Genomic DNA, 14,089 nt, shown 5'->3' with positions numbered 1-14,089 from the left:
CATCGGCCACCTCGTCAGAGGCGTTCTGCCCGGCGAATGCAGCAACTACTTTGTTAATGCCGGATACGCTTCCATCAAAAAATGAAACGCTCTAGTACTGCTCCAACCCCGTCATTGCGAGCGCAGCGAAGCAATCCAGACTGTCGCCGCGGAGAGATACTGGATTGCTTCGCTGCGCTCGCAATGACGTGGGGAGAGAGCGTCACCCAAACCGATGATTATACCGATCTACCGTCAACGCACTCACGTCGACCTCCGGCTTCTTGCCTGACAGCATATCCGCGAGCACACGGCCGGAGCCGCAGGACATGGTCCAGCCGAGCGTGCCGTGACCGGTGTTGAGATGGAGATTGGCGTACTGCGTCGGGCCAATCACGGGCGGGCCGTCCGGCGTCATCGGACGCAGGCCGCTCCAGAACGTCGCCTTGGCGAGATCGCCGCCGCGCGGGAACAGGTCGGTCAGGGAGTGATCGAGCGTGGCGCGGCGCGCGTCGTAGAGTTTTGTCGAGAAGCCGGAGATCTCGGCGGTGCCGCCGACACGGATGCGATTCCCCAGGCGGGTGATCGCGACCTTGTAGCTCTCGTCCATTACGGTGGATTCCGGCGCGCCGGAGGCATCCGTAATCGGCACGGTGATCGAATAGCCCTTTACCGGATAGACCGGCAGCGAAATGCCGAGCGGCGCAACGAGGCGCGACGACCAGCTTCCAAGCGCGAGAACGTAAGCGTCAGCCTGCAACATGCCGGCACTGGTCGCGACACCACTGACGCGCGCGCCATCCGTGACGATACGATCGATCCCGGTATTGAACATGAAGCGCACGCCGAGCGCCTCGGCATGCTTGGCCAGCGCCTGCGTGAACATGTGGCAGTCGCCGGTCTCGTCCTGCGGCAGGCGAAGTCCGCCGACGAATTTTTCCTTCACGCCAGCGAGCGCCGGCTCGACCGCGATGCAGCCCTCGCGACTCAGCGTCTCGTAAGGCACGCCGTATTGCTTGAGCACGGCGACATCTTCGCCGGTGCCGTCGAGCTGGGCCTGGTAGCGGAACAGCTGGAGCGTGCCCTGCGAGCGCTCATCATATTGAATGCCGATGTCGCGGCGCAGATCGCGCAAACAGTCGCGGCTGTACTCCGCGATCGGGATCATCCGGCTCTTGTTGACCGCGTAGCGCGCACTCGTGCAGTTGCGCAGCATCTTGGCGAGCCAGACCCACATCACGGGATCGAGCTTCGGCCGGATCACCAGCGGGCCGTGCTTCATCAGCAGCCACTTGATCGCCTTCACCGGCACGCCGGGGCCGGCCCATGGCGATGAATAGCCGGGCGAGACTTCGCCGGCATTGGCAAACGAGGTCTCCAGCGCCGGTTCGGGTTGACGGTCGATGACCGTCACTTCGTGGCCGGCACGTGCGAGGTAGTAGGCAGAGGTGACACCGATGACACCGCTGCCGAGGATCAAAACTTTCACGCTTCGTCAAACTCCCGCGGCATCACGCTCGCCGCTGCAAGGAAACAACTCGCAACGGCGAGAGCAATTATCAGGCCACCCTCTTGATGGCATCGCCCAGGATCGAGACGATATCGTCGATATGGCTCTTCTCGACGATGAGGGGCGGCGACAGCGCGAAGGAATCGCCGCTGCTGCGGAAGTACAGCCCACGATTGAAGCAATCGACCATGACGTCGTAACCGCGCGCACCGACGGTGCCATCGCGCGGTGACATCTCGACCGCGCCCATCAGGCCGCAATTGCGGATGTCGACGACGTTGGGGAGACCCTTCAGCGAGTGCAGCGCATCGCGCCAGTATTCGGCGATCGACGCACCACGGGTGAGCAGGCCTTCATCCTTGTAGATGTCGAGTGTCGCGATGCCGGCGGCGCAGGCGACCGGATGGGCCGAATAGGTGTAACCGTGGAACAGCTCCATGACGTTCTCCGGGCCGATCATCATGGCGTCATGCACCTTGCGATGCGCGAACACCGCACCGCAGGGAAGGGTGCCGTTGGTGATGCCCTTGGCCGTCGTCATCAGGTCGGGCGTGACGCCGAAGAAGTTGGCGGCGAACGGCGTGCCCAAGCGGCCGAAGCCGGTGATGACCTCGTCGAAGATCAGCAGGATGCCGTGCTTGTCGCAGATCGCGCGCAGGCGCTGGAGATAGCCCTTCGGCGGCGGCAGCACTGCGGTCGAACCCGGCACCGGCTCGACGATGACGGCGGCGATCGTCTCGGCGCCGTGCAAGGCGACCAGACGCTCGAGATCGTCGGCGAGTTCGGCGCCATGCTCGGGCTGATCCTTGGCGAAGGCGTTACGGGTGAGGTCGTGGGTGTGACGGATATGGTCGACGCCCGGCAGCAGGGTGGTGAACGCGCGGCGGTTGGCGACCATGCCGCCGACCGAGGTGCCGCCGAAGCCGACGCCGTGATAGCCGCGCTCGCGGCCGATCAGGCGGGTGCGGCTCGCCTGGCCGTTGGCACGGTGATAGGCGAGCGCGATCTTCAGCGCGGTATCGACCGACTCGGAGCCGGAATTGGTGAAGAAGATGCGGTCGAGGCCCTCTGGCGCGATCTCGGCGAGACGCTCGGCGAAGTCGAACGCCAGCGGGTGGCCCATCTGGAACGACGGCGCGAAGTCCAGCGTCATCAGCTGCCGCTCAACCGCAGCCGCGATCTGCTTGCGGCCGTGACCGGCATTGACGCACCAGAGGCCGGCGGAGCCGTCGATCACCTTGCGGCCGTCGACGGTCGTGTAGTGCATGCCTTCGGCCGAGGAAAACAGGCGCGGCGCCTTCTTGAACTGACGGTTGGCCGTGAACGGCATCCAGAACGAGTCGGTCTTGATAGTGTTCGGAATCTGATGAAGGGTCACGGGCCACGCTCCTTTGCTGACCTGCTAGCAGAGCCACGGCTTCGAAAGCGCAACAAGTCCTTTTCTGCACTGCCGCAACCCATTGATTTAACTAGGGCTGCTGGTCCATATTTGCGCGATCCGCAACACTTGCAACAGGGATTTGGGGCATGAGCGTCGACATCGGTGGACGGCTGCGATTCATCCGGGCGCGCCAGAAGCTGTCCCAGCGCGCGCTTGCCAAGCGCGCCGGCGTCACCAATTCGACGATCTCGCTGATCGAATCCAACCAGATGAACCCGTCGGTCGGCGCGCTCAAGCGCATCCTCGACGGCATCCCGATGGGGCTTGCCGAGTTCTTCGCGCTGGAGCCGGAGAGCCGGCGCAAGATCTTCTACCGCTCCGAAGAGCTGACCGAGGTCGGCAAGAAGCCGATCTCCTATCGCCAGATCGGCGACAATCTGTTCGGACGCAGCCTGCAGATGTTGAAGGAGCGCTACGAGCCCGGCAGCGACACCGGACGCGTGCACCTCGTCCATGACGGCGAGGAAGGCGGCATCGTGATCTCGGGCAAGCTCGAAGTCACCGTCGAGGACGAGCGGCGTATCCTTAATCCCGGCGATGCCTATTATTTCGAGAGCCGCCGCCCGCATCGCTTCCGCTGCGTCGGCGGCAAGCCGTGCGAGGTGATTTCGGCGTGCACGCCGCCGACGTTCTGACGCACGTCGAAATTATCCGGGATCCTACGGAGTGCCCCGGTGTCTTACGGAGCTTGAGCCATCTCAATTTCCGCAGCCCCAACCGCTATATGTTGCGAGCCGTAGCCGAGAAATATTCCCGCACCGCTTCGTAACTGGGCTCGCAGATGAAGATCACGCTCGCCAATGCAGAGGCTGCACTCGATGAAGTGCAGCGCGATACCGACAAGCTCCATTCGCAGGAGCTGCGCAGGGCTATTGCTGAATACATCGAGACGCAACGCGAGGCGCTCAGGGCACTCCGCAAGAAGCTGCATTAGCAGGACGCGGCGGAGCGAGACTATCTCGCCCCGCCTTTTGTCTCAGAGCTGCGTCAGCAATTCCTCGATCTTGATCGGGAAACGTCGGACACGCACACCGGTCGCATGCCAGACCGCGTTGGCAACCGCACCGGCGCTGCCGGTGATACCGATCTCGCCGACGCCCTTGATGCCGAGCGCATTCACATGCGGATCGTGTTCCTCGACCGTGATCACGTCCAGCGGCGGCACGTCGGCATTCACCGGGATATGATACTCGCCGAGATTGGCATTCATGATCCGGCCGCTGCGGCGATCGGTGATGGCTTCCTCGTGCAGCGCGAACGACATCCCCCAGATCATTCCGCCGAACAGCTGGCTCTTCACCAGATGCGGATTGACGATGCGCCCCGCGGCGAAGGCGCCGACCATGCGGGTGACACGGACCTGGCCGAGATCGGGGTCGACCTTCACCTCAGCGAATACCGCGCCGTGGGCATGCATCGCATACTCCTCCATCGCCGCAGGGTTCGGCGCGCCGGTGCCGCGCGCCTCGACCTCCGCGACGCCGGCACGCGCGAGGATCTCGGCATAGCTCTCGCTGCGGCTTTCGTCATCGCGGCGGATCAACCGGCCGTCGCGCGCGATCACACCGGCATTGCCGGCGCCGAATAGCGGCGAACGCTCATCGCCCGTGGCGAGATCGGCGAGTTTCGCGATCACGGCAGCACCAGCGCTGTGGATCGCAGCGCCAGCGGTTGCCGTGTGCGCCGAGCCGCCGGCGATGCCGGCGTCGGGCAGATCCGATGTCCCCGCCTTGAACTCGACGCGGTCGATGTCGAGGCCGACGGCATCGGCGGCGATCTGGGCGAGCGCGGTCCAGGCGCCCTGCCCCATGTCATGCGCGCCAATCTCCATGACGCCAGAACCGTCACGACGGATCGCGGCGCGCGCCGCGGCCTGGAACATCAGCGCCGGGAATGTCGCGGTGCCCATGCCCCAGCCCACCAGAAGGCCGGCATCGTCGCGCATTTGCCGCGGCTGGAGCGGCCGCTTCGCCCAGCCGAAGCGCGCCGCACCCTGTTCGTAGCAGGCGCGTAGCGCCTTCGAGGAGAACGGTTTCCCCGTGATCGGCTCGACCTCGGCGTAGTTCTTCAGGCGGAAGGCGAGCGGATCGATGCCGCAGGCCCAAGCCATTTCGTCAATTGCGCTTTCGAGTGCGATCGACCCTGTCGCCTCGCCGGGCGCGCGCATGAACAGCGGCGTGCCGGTGTTGACGCGCACTGCGTCGTGCGAGGTGCGGATTGCTGGCGCCGCATAGAGCGTGTGCGAGGCATCGGCCGCGGGCTCATAGAAGTCATCGAACGTGCTTGAGAGGGTTCTCGCGTGGTGATCGAGCGCGGTCAGGCTCCCTTCACCATCGGCGCCGATACGCAGGCGCTGACGGGTCGGCGCGCGATGGCCAACCGGGCCATACATCTGCTCACGGCGCAGCACCAGCTTGACCGGCTTGCCGACGAGCTTGGCCGCCATGATGCCGAGGACCGGCGGCCCGGACATAAGCCCCTTGGAGCCGAAGCCGCCGCCGAGGAACGGGCTGCGGATGTGGATCTTGTCAGGCGCAATGCCGAACAGCTCGGCGATGCGCCCGAGCGACAGCATCAAGCCCTGGGTCGGCATGTCGACCGACAGATTGTCGCCGTCCCATGACGCGACGATCGCATGCGGCTCCATCGCGTTGTGATATTGCGGCGGCGTCTCGTAGATCGCGTCGATCTGTTTCGCGGACGAGGCAAGCCCCGCCTCGACATCGCCGCGGTGATTTTCCGTGGGATTGCCGACACCGACGACCGGCGGCACGAAACTTTCGCCGGCATCGAGGCCGATCAGCGCAGGCAGATTCTCGTAACGCGGCGCCAGCAGAACCGCGCCCTCCGTCGCCGCTTCCAGCGTCTCGGCGATCACGACGGCGATCGGCTGGTTGGCGTAGCGGACCTCGTTGCTCTGCAACACCTCCATCCGGAACACGAACGGATTGGTCTTGATTTCAGGATCGATCGCGAGCTGCGGCTTGTGATCTGATGTCATGACATCGACGACGCCGGGATGCTGCTTGGCGGCAGCAACATCGAGCAAGGTCACACGGCCATGCGCGATGCTGGAGACTGCCATCACCGCAAACAGCATGCCCGGTGGATGATTGTCGGCGGCGTAAGTCGCCTGCCCCTTCACCTTGAGAAGGCCGTCGCGGCGGGTCAGCGGCTGGCCGATGCTCGAGCCGTGGCGCAGATGGGCGGGAGCGCTGGATAGATTAAGCTCAGGCATGGATGGCTCCAGACGTCGAAGCAAAGGGAGAGGCCGGCAGCGCGGGAATACGCGCGGGCGTGCCGGCGGCGGCAAGGGTCAGCGCGCGCACGACGATGCGGCGCGCGAGCTCGATCTTGAAGGCGTTGTCGCCGGACGGCTTTGCATCGGTGAGCGCGCGCCAGGCGGCTTCCTGGAAAGCGTCCGCCGTGGGCGTAACGCCCTTGAGCACATCTTCGGCGGCGCGTGCACGCCACGGCTTTGCGGCGACGCCGCCGAGCGCAAGCCGTGCTTCCGCGATCTTGCCGTTCTCGATCCGCAACGCAGCCGAGCCCGAGACAACGGCGAAGGCGTAGGACGTGCGCTCGCGAACCTTGAGATAGCGCGCATGTGCGGCAAAGCCGCGCGCCGCCGGCGGCAGACGCACTGCGACGATGAGATCGCCGGGTTCGAGCGCGGAGTCGCGCTCGGGCGAGCTGCCCGGCAGGCGATGCAGTTCGTCGAGTGCTATTTCACGGCGACCGTTCTTGCCTTCGATCTCGACGATCGCGTCAAGCGCAACCAGCGGCACGCAGAAATCGGAGGGATGCGTGGCGATGCAGCTCTCGCTCCAGCCGAGCACGGCATGGCCGCGATTCTCGCCCTCGCGGGCATCGCAGCCACTACCGGCCTCGCGCTTGTTGCAGCGGCTGGCGGTGTCGTAGAAATAAGCGCAGCGCGTCCGTTGCAGCAGATTGCCGCCGACGGTGGCGGCGTTGCGCAGTTGCGCCGACGCGCCGGAGAGCAGCGCTTCCGCGACTGCCGGATAGGACCTTGCAAAGTCCGCGTCATGCGCGAGATCGGCGTTACTGACCAGCGCACCAATCCGCGCGCTGCCATCGGCGAGGCGTTCGATCTGATCGAGCCCGTCGAGATGCGTGACGTCGACCAGTCGATCCGGCCGGCTGACGCCGCCTTTCATCAGATCGAGCAAATTGGTGCCGGCGGCGAGATAGACCGCACCAGGCTGCGCCGCGGCGGCGACGGCCTCCGCGACCGTGGCCGGCCTGACATAATCAAACTGTTTCATGCGGAGCGCCTCTGATTGGTTTCATCCATGCCGGCCTGCGCCTCGAGCACGGCGTCGACGATGCCGGCATAGGCGCCGCAACGGCAGAGATTGCCGCTCATGCATTCGCGGATGCGCTCAGGATCGTTGCCGGCCTGCGCCTCTTGCATCATGCCGATCGCGCTCATGATCTGGCCGGGCGTGCAGAAACCGCACTGGAAGCCGTCATGGGCGATGAAGGCGGCCTGCACGGGATGAAGCTGGTCGCCGCGCGCCACGCCCTCGATGGTGAGAATGTCGGCGCCGTCATGGCTGATGGCGAGTGCGAGGCAGGAATTGATCCGCTTGCCGTCGACGAGAATGGTGCAGGCGCCGCACTGGCCGCGATCGCATCCCTTCTTGGTTCCGGTCAGATGCAGGCGCTCACGCAGGAGATCGAGCAGCGTGACGCGCGGATCGTCGAGGACGAAGTCGCGCCGCGCACCGTTCACGGTGAGGCTGATGGAGTGATTCATAAAAAGGCTCCGATCAGATATGGACATGAGTGATCGTGCAGCGCGCCACCTCCGTGGCCGCCGTCGATAGGCGCTGGCCGGACACAATCCGAGCCAATGCCTCAACGAAGATACGGAGGCATCCTCCGTTTAACAAGAGCCGTTGAAAAATATTGGAATCGGTCAAAACCGCGCGCACAAACAACGCGGTGCAGCCTCATATGGGTTCAATCTGACCAGATCGTGATCTAGATTGTTACAATGGACACACGTGCCGACCACACCCGAAAGCCCCGCGCCGATGCCGTGCGCAACCGCGAGCGCGTGCTCGAGGCTGCAAAGGTCGTGTTCAACGCGGGCGGACCGGAGGCGAGCCTCGAAGCCGTGGCCAAACGCGCCGGTGTCGGCATCGGCACGCTCTACCGGCATTTCCCGACGCGCGAAGATTTGTACGAGGCGGTGTACCGGCGCGAGGTCGAGCAGCTCAGCGAGTTGGCCGAGCAGTTGAAGAACGCCAAGGACCCGGTCGACGCCTTGCGGCGCTGGCTGCGCTCCAACGTCGAATTCGTTGCCACAAAAAAGGGCATGTCGGCCGCGCTGGCGCTGACCTTCCAGAGTTCCTCGGAACTCGCGGCGTTCTCGATGGACCGGCTGACCAAGGCGATCGGCTCCCTGCTCGACCGCGCGGTCGCAGCCGGCGAGATGCGCGGCGATGTCAGCCCGGAGGATTTGCTCAGGGCTCTGGTCGGCATGTGCTACATGCACGACCAGCCCGGCTGGCAATCGTCAGTGCTGCGGATGCTCGACGTGTTCGTCGACGGTCTGCGGGTGCAGCCCGGCCCCAAGACCAAGGCGCGCGCCGTCAAGCCCGCGAAGCCGACGGTGAAACGGAAGCGATAGCACCCGCGTATTTCCCATGGGGCGTGCTAGGATCAGCATCGCCGGGATTTCAACGCGGAGCCTGTCATGCGCATTGCCGCCCTGCTCGTCGCCATCATGATCGCCCTCAGCGCCGCTCCGGCATGCGCCGACGATGTCGCCACAGCGCAAGGCGTCATCCGCGCCCAGGAGCAGGCCTTCGTCCGCGACGACGCGAGCGCTGCTTATTCTTATGCCGCGCCGGCGATCAGGGAGATTTTTCCCGCGCCCGACATCTTCATGTCGATGGTGCAGAACGGCTACCCGCCGGTCTACCGGCACAAGAGCTTTGAATTCGGCGAGAGCAAGAGCGAAGACAATCGGATCGCCCAGCGCGTCCACATCGTCGACGCCAATGGCGAGGCTTGGGAAGCGCTCTACACGCTCGAGCAGCAGAGCGACGGGAGTTACAAGATCACCGGCTGCTCGCTGCTGAAGGCGGGCCAGGCGGTTTAGGTCGCAAAACCGGGGCCGGTCCTAACCGCATTCATCCGCGAGCGGATCAGCAGTGTCAGCACGATGCCGATATTGACGGCGTTCCACACCACGCCGTTGGCGAACGCCGCAGCATAGGAGCCGGTGGCGTCAAAAATGACGCCCGACACCCAGCCGCCGAAGGACATGCCGAACACGGACGCAAAGATCACGATGCCGACGCGGGTTGCGGCTTGGCTGGCCGGCATCGCCTCGCGCACGATGATGGCGTAGCTCGGCACGATGCCGCCCTGGAACAGGCCGAACATCGCGGAGATGAGATAGAGCGAGGCGAGGCTGTCGAAGAACAGATAGAACACCAGCGCAAAGCCTTGCGCCATGGCTCCGATCAGCAGCGTGGGGATGCCGCCAATCTTGTCGGCGAGGTAGCCTGAGCCGATGCGGCTGACGATGCCGCAGGCCATCATCAGCGACAGCATCTCGGCGCCGCGCGCGACGCCATAGCCGAGGTCGCCGCAATAGGCGACGATATGCACCTGCGGCATCGCCATGGCGACACAGCAGGAGATGCTGGCAATCGAGAGCAGCACCGTCAGCGTGTTGGTCGACAGCTTGAGATCGACCCGCGGCGGCGGCGCATTGGCATGATCGCGAATATGGTCGTCCCCCATCTGCGCGCGCAGGACCAGCACCAGGATGGTCATCAGGCTCACGCAGACGAGGCCGATGCCAATATGAGTGTAGCGCCAGCCGATCGTCTGGAGGCCCGCATTGACGAGCGGCGGCCACATCGTGCCGGCAACATAATTGCCACTGGCGACGATGGTCACGGCGAGGCCCCGATAGCGCTCGAACCAGTGCGAGGCCTCCGCCATCAGCGGCGCGAAGGTCGCGGAGGTCCCGAGCCCGATCAGGAAATAGGCCGCGACGAACTGCCAGAGCTGCGTCGACAAACCCGCAAGCACATTGGCAACACCAAGGAAGGCGATGCTGATCGCCAGCACCGGCACGATGCCGAACCGGTCGGTGATCTTGCCGGCGATCACGCCGCCGAGCCCGAAGCCGAACATCATCAGGGTGAAGGCAAGCGACACCGCGCCGCGCGTGACGGCGAATTCGGTCTGGACCGCGGGAATCATCACCACGATCGCCCACATCCCGACGCCTCCGATCGAGCCGATCAGAAGCGCAGTGACGAGTCGCACCCAAGCCTGACGCGAATCAGGGCTGAATGCATCAGCTGTGTGTCCTGGGTGATTTGGTGCGTGCACGGCCGGACCATCGTCGCGGATCGCCATATGGTCAAGCGGCGTGGCGATATATTGGGCATGCGCGGTGCACTGCGGTAAGAAGGTGCTTGGCGAAATCGCGCTTTGCCATTAGTTTGCAATCAGCGTGTGCAACATTGCCGCGCGAGGAGCCTATCGGCGGAATGCTGTTGCGATTGACGCGATCGATGCGGATCAGGGTGGGGCGGATGATCGCCCTCGCCTATCTGTTCTGCGTGCTCGCGCCGGCCGCAAGCCTTGCCTGGGGCAGTGGTCCTGCACCGTGCCTTGACGACGCGCTTCTCGCCGACCTCGTGCCGGTGCATCACCAGATGCAGGGCGGCCATATGCATGACGGCGCTTCGCATGACCACGCCGGACCGCATGCACATCACCAGACCGCCGCACAGGACGCTCCCGCTCCACATCATCATGACGGCAAGGGGACAGTGGGCCCGTGCTGCGCGATGATGTGCGTGAGCGCGCTGCCGGCGGATCTGCCCGGCTTCGCCACGCCGGTCCGGCCGATGTCGATCTGCGCGCCCGAGATCGTGGCCAGCCTGCATAGCACGGCGCCGCCCCAGCACTACCGCCCCCCCATCGCCTGATCTGACCCGACGACGTCAGGCCGCACGCGCATCCGCGCGCGCGAACCTGTGGTCCTGCGACAGATCAGGGATGACTCATGCTTACGCTTTCCGGGGCGAAGTCCGCCGCCGCATCCGCGGCGCGTGGACGACACTTTCGATTCTATTGGCCGCTGCTGGCCGTAACTGCGCTGGCGCTGTCCGGCTGCATGCCGGCAACAACGCAAGTCGCGGGCGCCGATCCTGCCGATCCCGCGGCAAAGGTCGCGCCGGCCGGCTATCGATCGACCATCGCGCCCTACACCAGCCTGCGGCCTGCGACGCCCGCGCCATGGCGCGACCGCAACGACGCCGTCACGCCGCAGCCGAAGCAAGACCGGTAGGAGCGCGCCATGGCACACCATTTTGCGCGGGGCCTGCTCGTGCTCACTGCGTTCGGGCTTTCAGCACTAAGTCTTGCCGGCTGCATGGCATTCTCTCCGGACGGAGGCATGACGACGGTCTCGGACCTCACCAGCGAGACCATCAAAAAGGACGTCGCGTTCGTTCGATCGGCCGAGGGAGCGGAGGCCGTCAACGCGACCGTCCGCCGGTTGCTGGCGCACACGCTGACCACCGAGAGCGCCGTCCAGATCGCGCTGCTCAACAACAAGGGACTGCAAGCCGCCTACAACGAGCTGGCGCTGGCCGAGACCGAGCTGGTCGAGCAGAGCCTGCCGCCCAACCCCGTGTTCTCGATCTCGCGGATCTCGGGCAATGGCGCCAGCGAGATCGAGCGCCAGGTGGTCGGCGACATCCTCGCGCTCGCCACACTGCCGTTCCGATCCGATATCGCCCGCGACCGTTTTCGGCAGGCGCAATTGCGCGCAGCACTGGCCACGTTGCGGCTCGCCGCTGAGGTGCGCCGCGCTTACATCGGCGCAGTCGCCGGCAACGAAATGGTGGCGCTGCTCACGGACGCAAAGTCCACGGCGGAATCGACCGCGCAGCTTGCCGTCAAGCTCGGCGAAACCGGCTCGATCAACAAGCTCGACCAGGCACGCGAGCAGGTGTTCTACGCCGAGACTACCGCCGACCTCGCCACTGCACGGCAGGCGGCAACGAGCGCACGCGAAAAGCTCGCGCGCCTGATGGGGCTGTGGGACGACGGCCTCGACTTCCGCCTGCCCAGCAAGTTGCCGCCATTGCCGCGCCGGCCGCAGGCATTGCCCTCGATCGAGGCTGACGCAGTCGCCCATCGCATCGACTTGCAGATCGCGCGGCTGGAGCTGACAGCACTGGCCAAATCGCTGAACCTCACCGAGGCGACGCGTTTCGTGACGCTGCTCGATCTCGCCGGCATCTCCCGCCGCACCCAGGACCCGGAAGGCGCGCCGTTCCGCGAACGCGGTTTCGACGTGCAGTTCCAGATTCCGATCTTCGACGGCGGCGAAGTGCGCGTGCGGCAGGCGGCGGAGACCTACAGCCTCGCCTTCAACCGCCTCACCGAGCGCGCCGTGAACGTCCGCTCGGAAGCACGCGACGCCTATCGCGCATTCCGCTCCACCTACGACATCGCCAGCCACTACCAGCGCGAGATTCTGCCCTTGCGAAAAATCATCACCGAGGAGATGCAGCTGCGCTTCTCCAGCATGCAGGTCGACATCTTCGCGCTGCTCACCGAGGCGCGGCAGCGCCTCGCGTCGCTGCGCGGCGCGATCGACGCCAGGCAAAAATTCTTCCTCGCCCAGTCCGACGTGCAGACCGCCATCAACGGCGGCGGTGCGCCTGCTTCAGGCAGCGACAATTCAACCACCATCGCCGCGGCAACGCCTGCCGATGGCGGCCACTGAGATGGAGGCCAGCATGTATTCCCGTCGAGGATTTTTGGGCACCGCCGCGCTTGCCAGCGCGTCGGCCATCAGCGGCCGTGTCCAGGCCGCGTCGATTCCGGAAGCGCCGCACATGGACAAGGTGGTGATGCAGCCGCCGCTGCATCCCATCAGCGGACCCGACTATCGCCCCGTGGTGACGCTGAACGGCTGGTCGCTGCCGTTCCGCATGAACGGCGACTGGAAGGAATTCCACCTCGTCGCCGAACCCGTGGTGCGCGAGTTCGCCGAGGGTATGAAGGTCAATCTGTGGGGCTACAACGGCCAGTCTCCGGGACCGACCATCGAAGCGGTCGAGGGCGACAAGGTCCGCATCTTCGTCACCAACAAGCTGCCCGAATACACCACCGTGCACTGGCACGGCATGATCATTCCGAGCGGCATGGACGGCGTCGGCGGGCTGACGCAACCGCACATTCAGCCGGGCAAGACCTTCGTCTACGAGTTCGAGATGAAGAAGAGCGGGACCTTCATGTACCACCCGCATTCCGACGAGATGGTGCAGATGGCGATGGGCATGATGGGCATGGTCGTCGTGCATCCGCGCGATCAGAACTTCCGGCCCGTCGACCGCGACTTCGTGTTCGTGATGAGCACCTATCGCGTCGATCCCGGCACCTATCTGCCGCAGGTCAACGAGATGACCGACTTCAACATGTGGACCTGGAATTCGCGGGTGTTTCCGGGCATCGATCCGCTGCCGGTGCGGCTCGGCGACAGAGTGCGCGTGCGCATCGGCAATCTCAGCATGACCAATCACCCGATCCATCTGCACGGCCACAGCTTTGCGGTGACTTGCACCGACGGCGGCTGGATTCCCGAGAGCGCGCAATATCCGGAGACGACCACCGACGTGCCGGTCGGCGCTGTCAGGGTGTTCGACGTGCTCGCCGACAATCCCGGCGACTGGGCGTTCCACTGCCACAAATCGCACCACACCATGAACGCGATGGGGCACGAGGTGCGCAATCTAATCGGCGTGTCGCGCAAGGATCTCGCCAAGGCCGTCGGCAAGCTCGCACCGGATGCGATGGCGATGGGCTCGTCCGGCATGGCAATGGGCAACATGGAAATGCCCGCGCCCGATAACACGCTGCCGATGATGACCGGCACCGGTCAGTTCGGCCCGATCGAGATGGGCGGCATGTTCACCGTGATGAAGATCCGCGAGGACCTCGCGCGCGACGATTACCGCGACCCCGGCCCCTATAAATTCCCGCAAGGCACCGTCGCCTACGAGGTCGAAGCACCCGATGCGGCGCCAGTGCGGCAGCCCGGCACACCGATGCACAAGATGAAGATGTGAGCGTTTCGATGAACT

At 64.9% G+C, this 14,089-nt stretch carries 14 protein-coding genes; 8 read left to right on the top strand and 6 right to left on the bottom strand.

The features are described 5' to 3' along the window. Positions 1-202: 202 nt before the first annotated feature. The gene (locus BMW89_RS36555) at positions 203-1,468 is read right to left on the bottom strand and encodes a D-amino acid dehydrogenase (RefSeq protein ID WP_092035183.1); all 1,266 of its coding nucleotides are present in this window, start codon (positions 1,466-1,468) and stop codon (positions 203-205) included. 70 nt (positions 1,469-1,538) lie between these two features. Then, a complete protein-coding gene (aptA, locus tag BMW89_RS36550) occupies positions 1,539-2,867 on the bottom strand; it encodes an omega-aminotransferase AptA (protein WP_092035182.1) in 1,329 nt (442 codons plus the stop codon). A gap of 149 nt (positions 2,868-3,016) precedes the next feature. Between aptA and BMW89_RS36545 the strand changes: the two genes are divergently transcribed. Both BMW89_RS36545 and BMW89_RS38255 read left to right on the top strand, forming a co-directional pair. Continuing rightward, on the top strand, positions 3,017-3,565 hold the full coding sequence (locus BMW89_RS36545) for a cupin domain-containing protein (RefSeq protein ID WP_092035181.1): 549 nt from the start codon (positions 3,017-3,019) through the stop codon (positions 3,563-3,565). A 146-nt stretch (positions 3,566-3,711) separates the two neighbouring features. Continuing rightward, positions 3,712-3,864 carry a hypothetical protein gene (locus tag BMW89_RS38255; protein WP_164988060.1) on the top strand — a complete coding sequence of 51 codons (153 nt, stop codon included), beginning with the start codon at positions 3,712-3,714 and terminating at the stop codon, positions 3,862-3,864. A gap of 42 nt (positions 3,865-3,906) precedes the next feature. On the opposite strand, the gene BMW89_RS36540 is transcribed toward BMW89_RS38255, so the two are convergent. From BMW89_RS36540 to BMW89_RS36530, 3 genes are read right to left on the bottom strand one after another with little or no spacing between them, the layout of a single operon-like run. Continuing rightward, positions 3,907-6,168, bottom strand: coding sequence for a xanthine dehydrogenase family protein molybdopterin-binding subunit (locus BMW89_RS36540; protein ID WP_092035180.1), 2,262 nt, complete (start codon positions 6,166-6,168; stop codon positions 3,907-3,909). Next, positions 6,161-7,216, bottom strand: coding sequence for an FAD binding domain-containing protein (locus BMW89_RS36535; RefSeq protein ID WP_092035179.1), 1,056 nt, complete (start codon positions 7,214-7,216; stop codon positions 6,161-6,163). Before BMW89_RS36535 ends, BMW89_RS36540 begins: the two co-directional genes overlap by 8 nt. Beyond that, on the bottom strand, positions 7,213-7,710 hold the full coding sequence (locus BMW89_RS36530) for a (2Fe-2S)-binding protein (RefSeq protein ID WP_027562563.1): 498 nt from the start codon (positions 7,708-7,710) through the stop codon (positions 7,213-7,215). The genes BMW89_RS36535 and BMW89_RS36530 overlap by 4 nt, the downstream gene beginning before the upstream one ends. A 240-nt stretch (positions 7,711-7,950) precedes the next feature. Here BMW89_RS36530 and BMW89_RS36525 point away from each other — a divergent pair, with 240 nt between their 5' ends. Continuing rightward, a complete protein-coding gene (locus BMW89_RS36525; protein ID WP_092035178.1) occupies positions 7,951-8,589 on the top strand; it encodes a TetR/AcrR family transcriptional regulator in 639 nt (212 codons plus the stop codon). A gap of 66 nt (positions 8,590-8,655) precedes the next feature. Beyond that, the gene (locus tag BMW89_RS36520; RefSeq protein ID WP_092035177.1) at positions 8,656-9,063 is read left to right on the top strand and encodes a DUF4864 domain-containing protein; all 408 of its coding nucleotides are present in this window, start codon (positions 8,656-8,658) and stop codon (positions 9,061-9,063) included. Here the strand turns inward: BMW89_RS36520 and BMW89_RS36515 are convergent. Continuing rightward, positions 9,060-10,247 (bottom strand): MFS transporter, encoded by a 1,188-nt coding sequence (locus BMW89_RS36515; RefSeq protein WP_244547783.1) that lies wholly within the window; start codon positions 10,245-10,247, stop codon positions 9,060-9,062. The two genes, BMW89_RS36520 and BMW89_RS36515, sit on opposite strands and share 4 nt — an antisense overlap. A 227-nt stretch (positions 10,248-10,474) precedes the next feature. On the opposite strand from BMW89_RS36515, the gene BMW89_RS36510 reads away from it, so the two are divergent. From BMW89_RS36510 to BMW89_RS36495, 4 genes are all read left to right on the top strand, one after another. Then, positions 10,475-10,918, top strand: a complete 444-nt coding sequence (locus BMW89_RS36510) for a hypothetical protein (protein WP_177196581.1) — start codon at positions 10,475-10,477, stop codon at positions 10,916-10,918. Positions 10,919-10,995: 77 nt separating this feature from the next. After that, positions 10,996-11,280, top strand: coding sequence for a hypothetical protein (locus tag BMW89_RS36505; RefSeq protein WP_092035175.1), 285 nt, complete (start codon positions 10,996-10,998; stop codon positions 11,278-11,280). A 9-nt stretch (positions 11,281-11,289) separates the two neighbouring features. After that, positions 11,290-12,729: a TolC family protein gene (locus BMW89_RS36500; RefSeq protein ID WP_092035174.1), complete on the top strand. Its 1,440-nt coding sequence runs from the start codon at positions 11,290-11,292 to the stop codon at positions 12,727-12,729. 13 nt (positions 12,730-12,742) lie between these two features. Further along, positions 12,743-14,074, top strand: coding sequence for a copper oxidase (locus BMW89_RS36495; protein ID WP_092035184.1), 1,332 nt, complete (start codon positions 12,743-12,745; stop codon positions 14,072-14,074). The last annotated feature ends 15 nt before the right edge of the window (positions 14,075-14,089 follow it).

The sequence above is a fragment of the Bradyrhizobium sp. OK095 genome (genome assembly GCF_900109945.1).
Lineage (GTDB): Bacteria > Pseudomonadota > Alphaproteobacteria > Rhizobiales > Xanthobacteraceae > Bradyrhizobium.
The sequence above is the reverse complement of the archived record's forward strand: the minus strand, read 5'-3'. Positions and strand labels throughout refer to the sequence as shown.

Excerpts from the sequence above, each read along its gene's own strand:
- BMW89_RS36545 (WP_092035181.1), top strand. The coding sequence starts at position 3,017 with ATGAGCGTCGACATCGGTGGACGGCTGCGATTCATCCGGGCGCGCCAG.
- BMW89_RS36535 (WP_092035179.1), bottom strand. The coding sequence starts at position 7,216 with ATGAAACAGTTTGATTATGTCAGGCCGGCCACGGTCGCGGAGGCCGTC.
- BMW89_RS36505 (WP_092035175.1), top strand. The coding sequence starts at position 10,996 with ATGCTTACGCTTTCCGGGGCGAAGTCCGCCGCCGCATCCGCGGCGCGT.
- BMW89_RS38255 (WP_164988060.1), top strand. The coding sequence starts at position 3,712 with ATGAAGATCACGCTCGCCAATGCAGAGGCTGCACTCGATGAAGTGCAG.
- BMW89_RS36525 (WP_092035178.1), top strand. The coding sequence starts at position 7,951 with ATGGACACACGTGCCGACCACACCCGAAAGCCCCGCGCCGATGCCGTG.
- BMW89_RS36500 (WP_092035174.1), top strand. The coding sequence starts at position 11,290 with ATGGCACACCATTTTGCGCGGGGCCTGCTCGTGCTCACTGCGTTCGGG.
- BMW89_RS36495 (WP_092035184.1), top strand. The coding sequence starts at position 12,743 with ATGTATTCCCGTCGAGGATTTTTGGGCACCGCCGCGCTTGCCAGCGCG.
- BMW89_RS36510 (WP_177196581.1), top strand. The coding sequence starts at position 10,475 with ATGCTGTTGCGATTGACGCGATCGATGCGGATCAGGGTGGGGCGGATG.
- BMW89_RS36520 (WP_092035177.1), top strand. The coding sequence starts at position 8,656 with ATGCGCATTGCCGCCCTGCTCGTCGCCATCATGATCGCCCTCAGCGCC.
- BMW89_RS36540 (WP_092035180.1), bottom strand. The coding sequence starts at position 6,168 with ATGCCTGAGCTTAATCTATCCAGCGCTCCCGCCCATCTGCGCCACGGC.
- BMW89_RS36530 (WP_027562563.1), bottom strand. The coding sequence starts at position 7,710 with ATGAATCACTCCATCAGCCTCACCGTGAACGGTGCGCGGCGCGACTTC.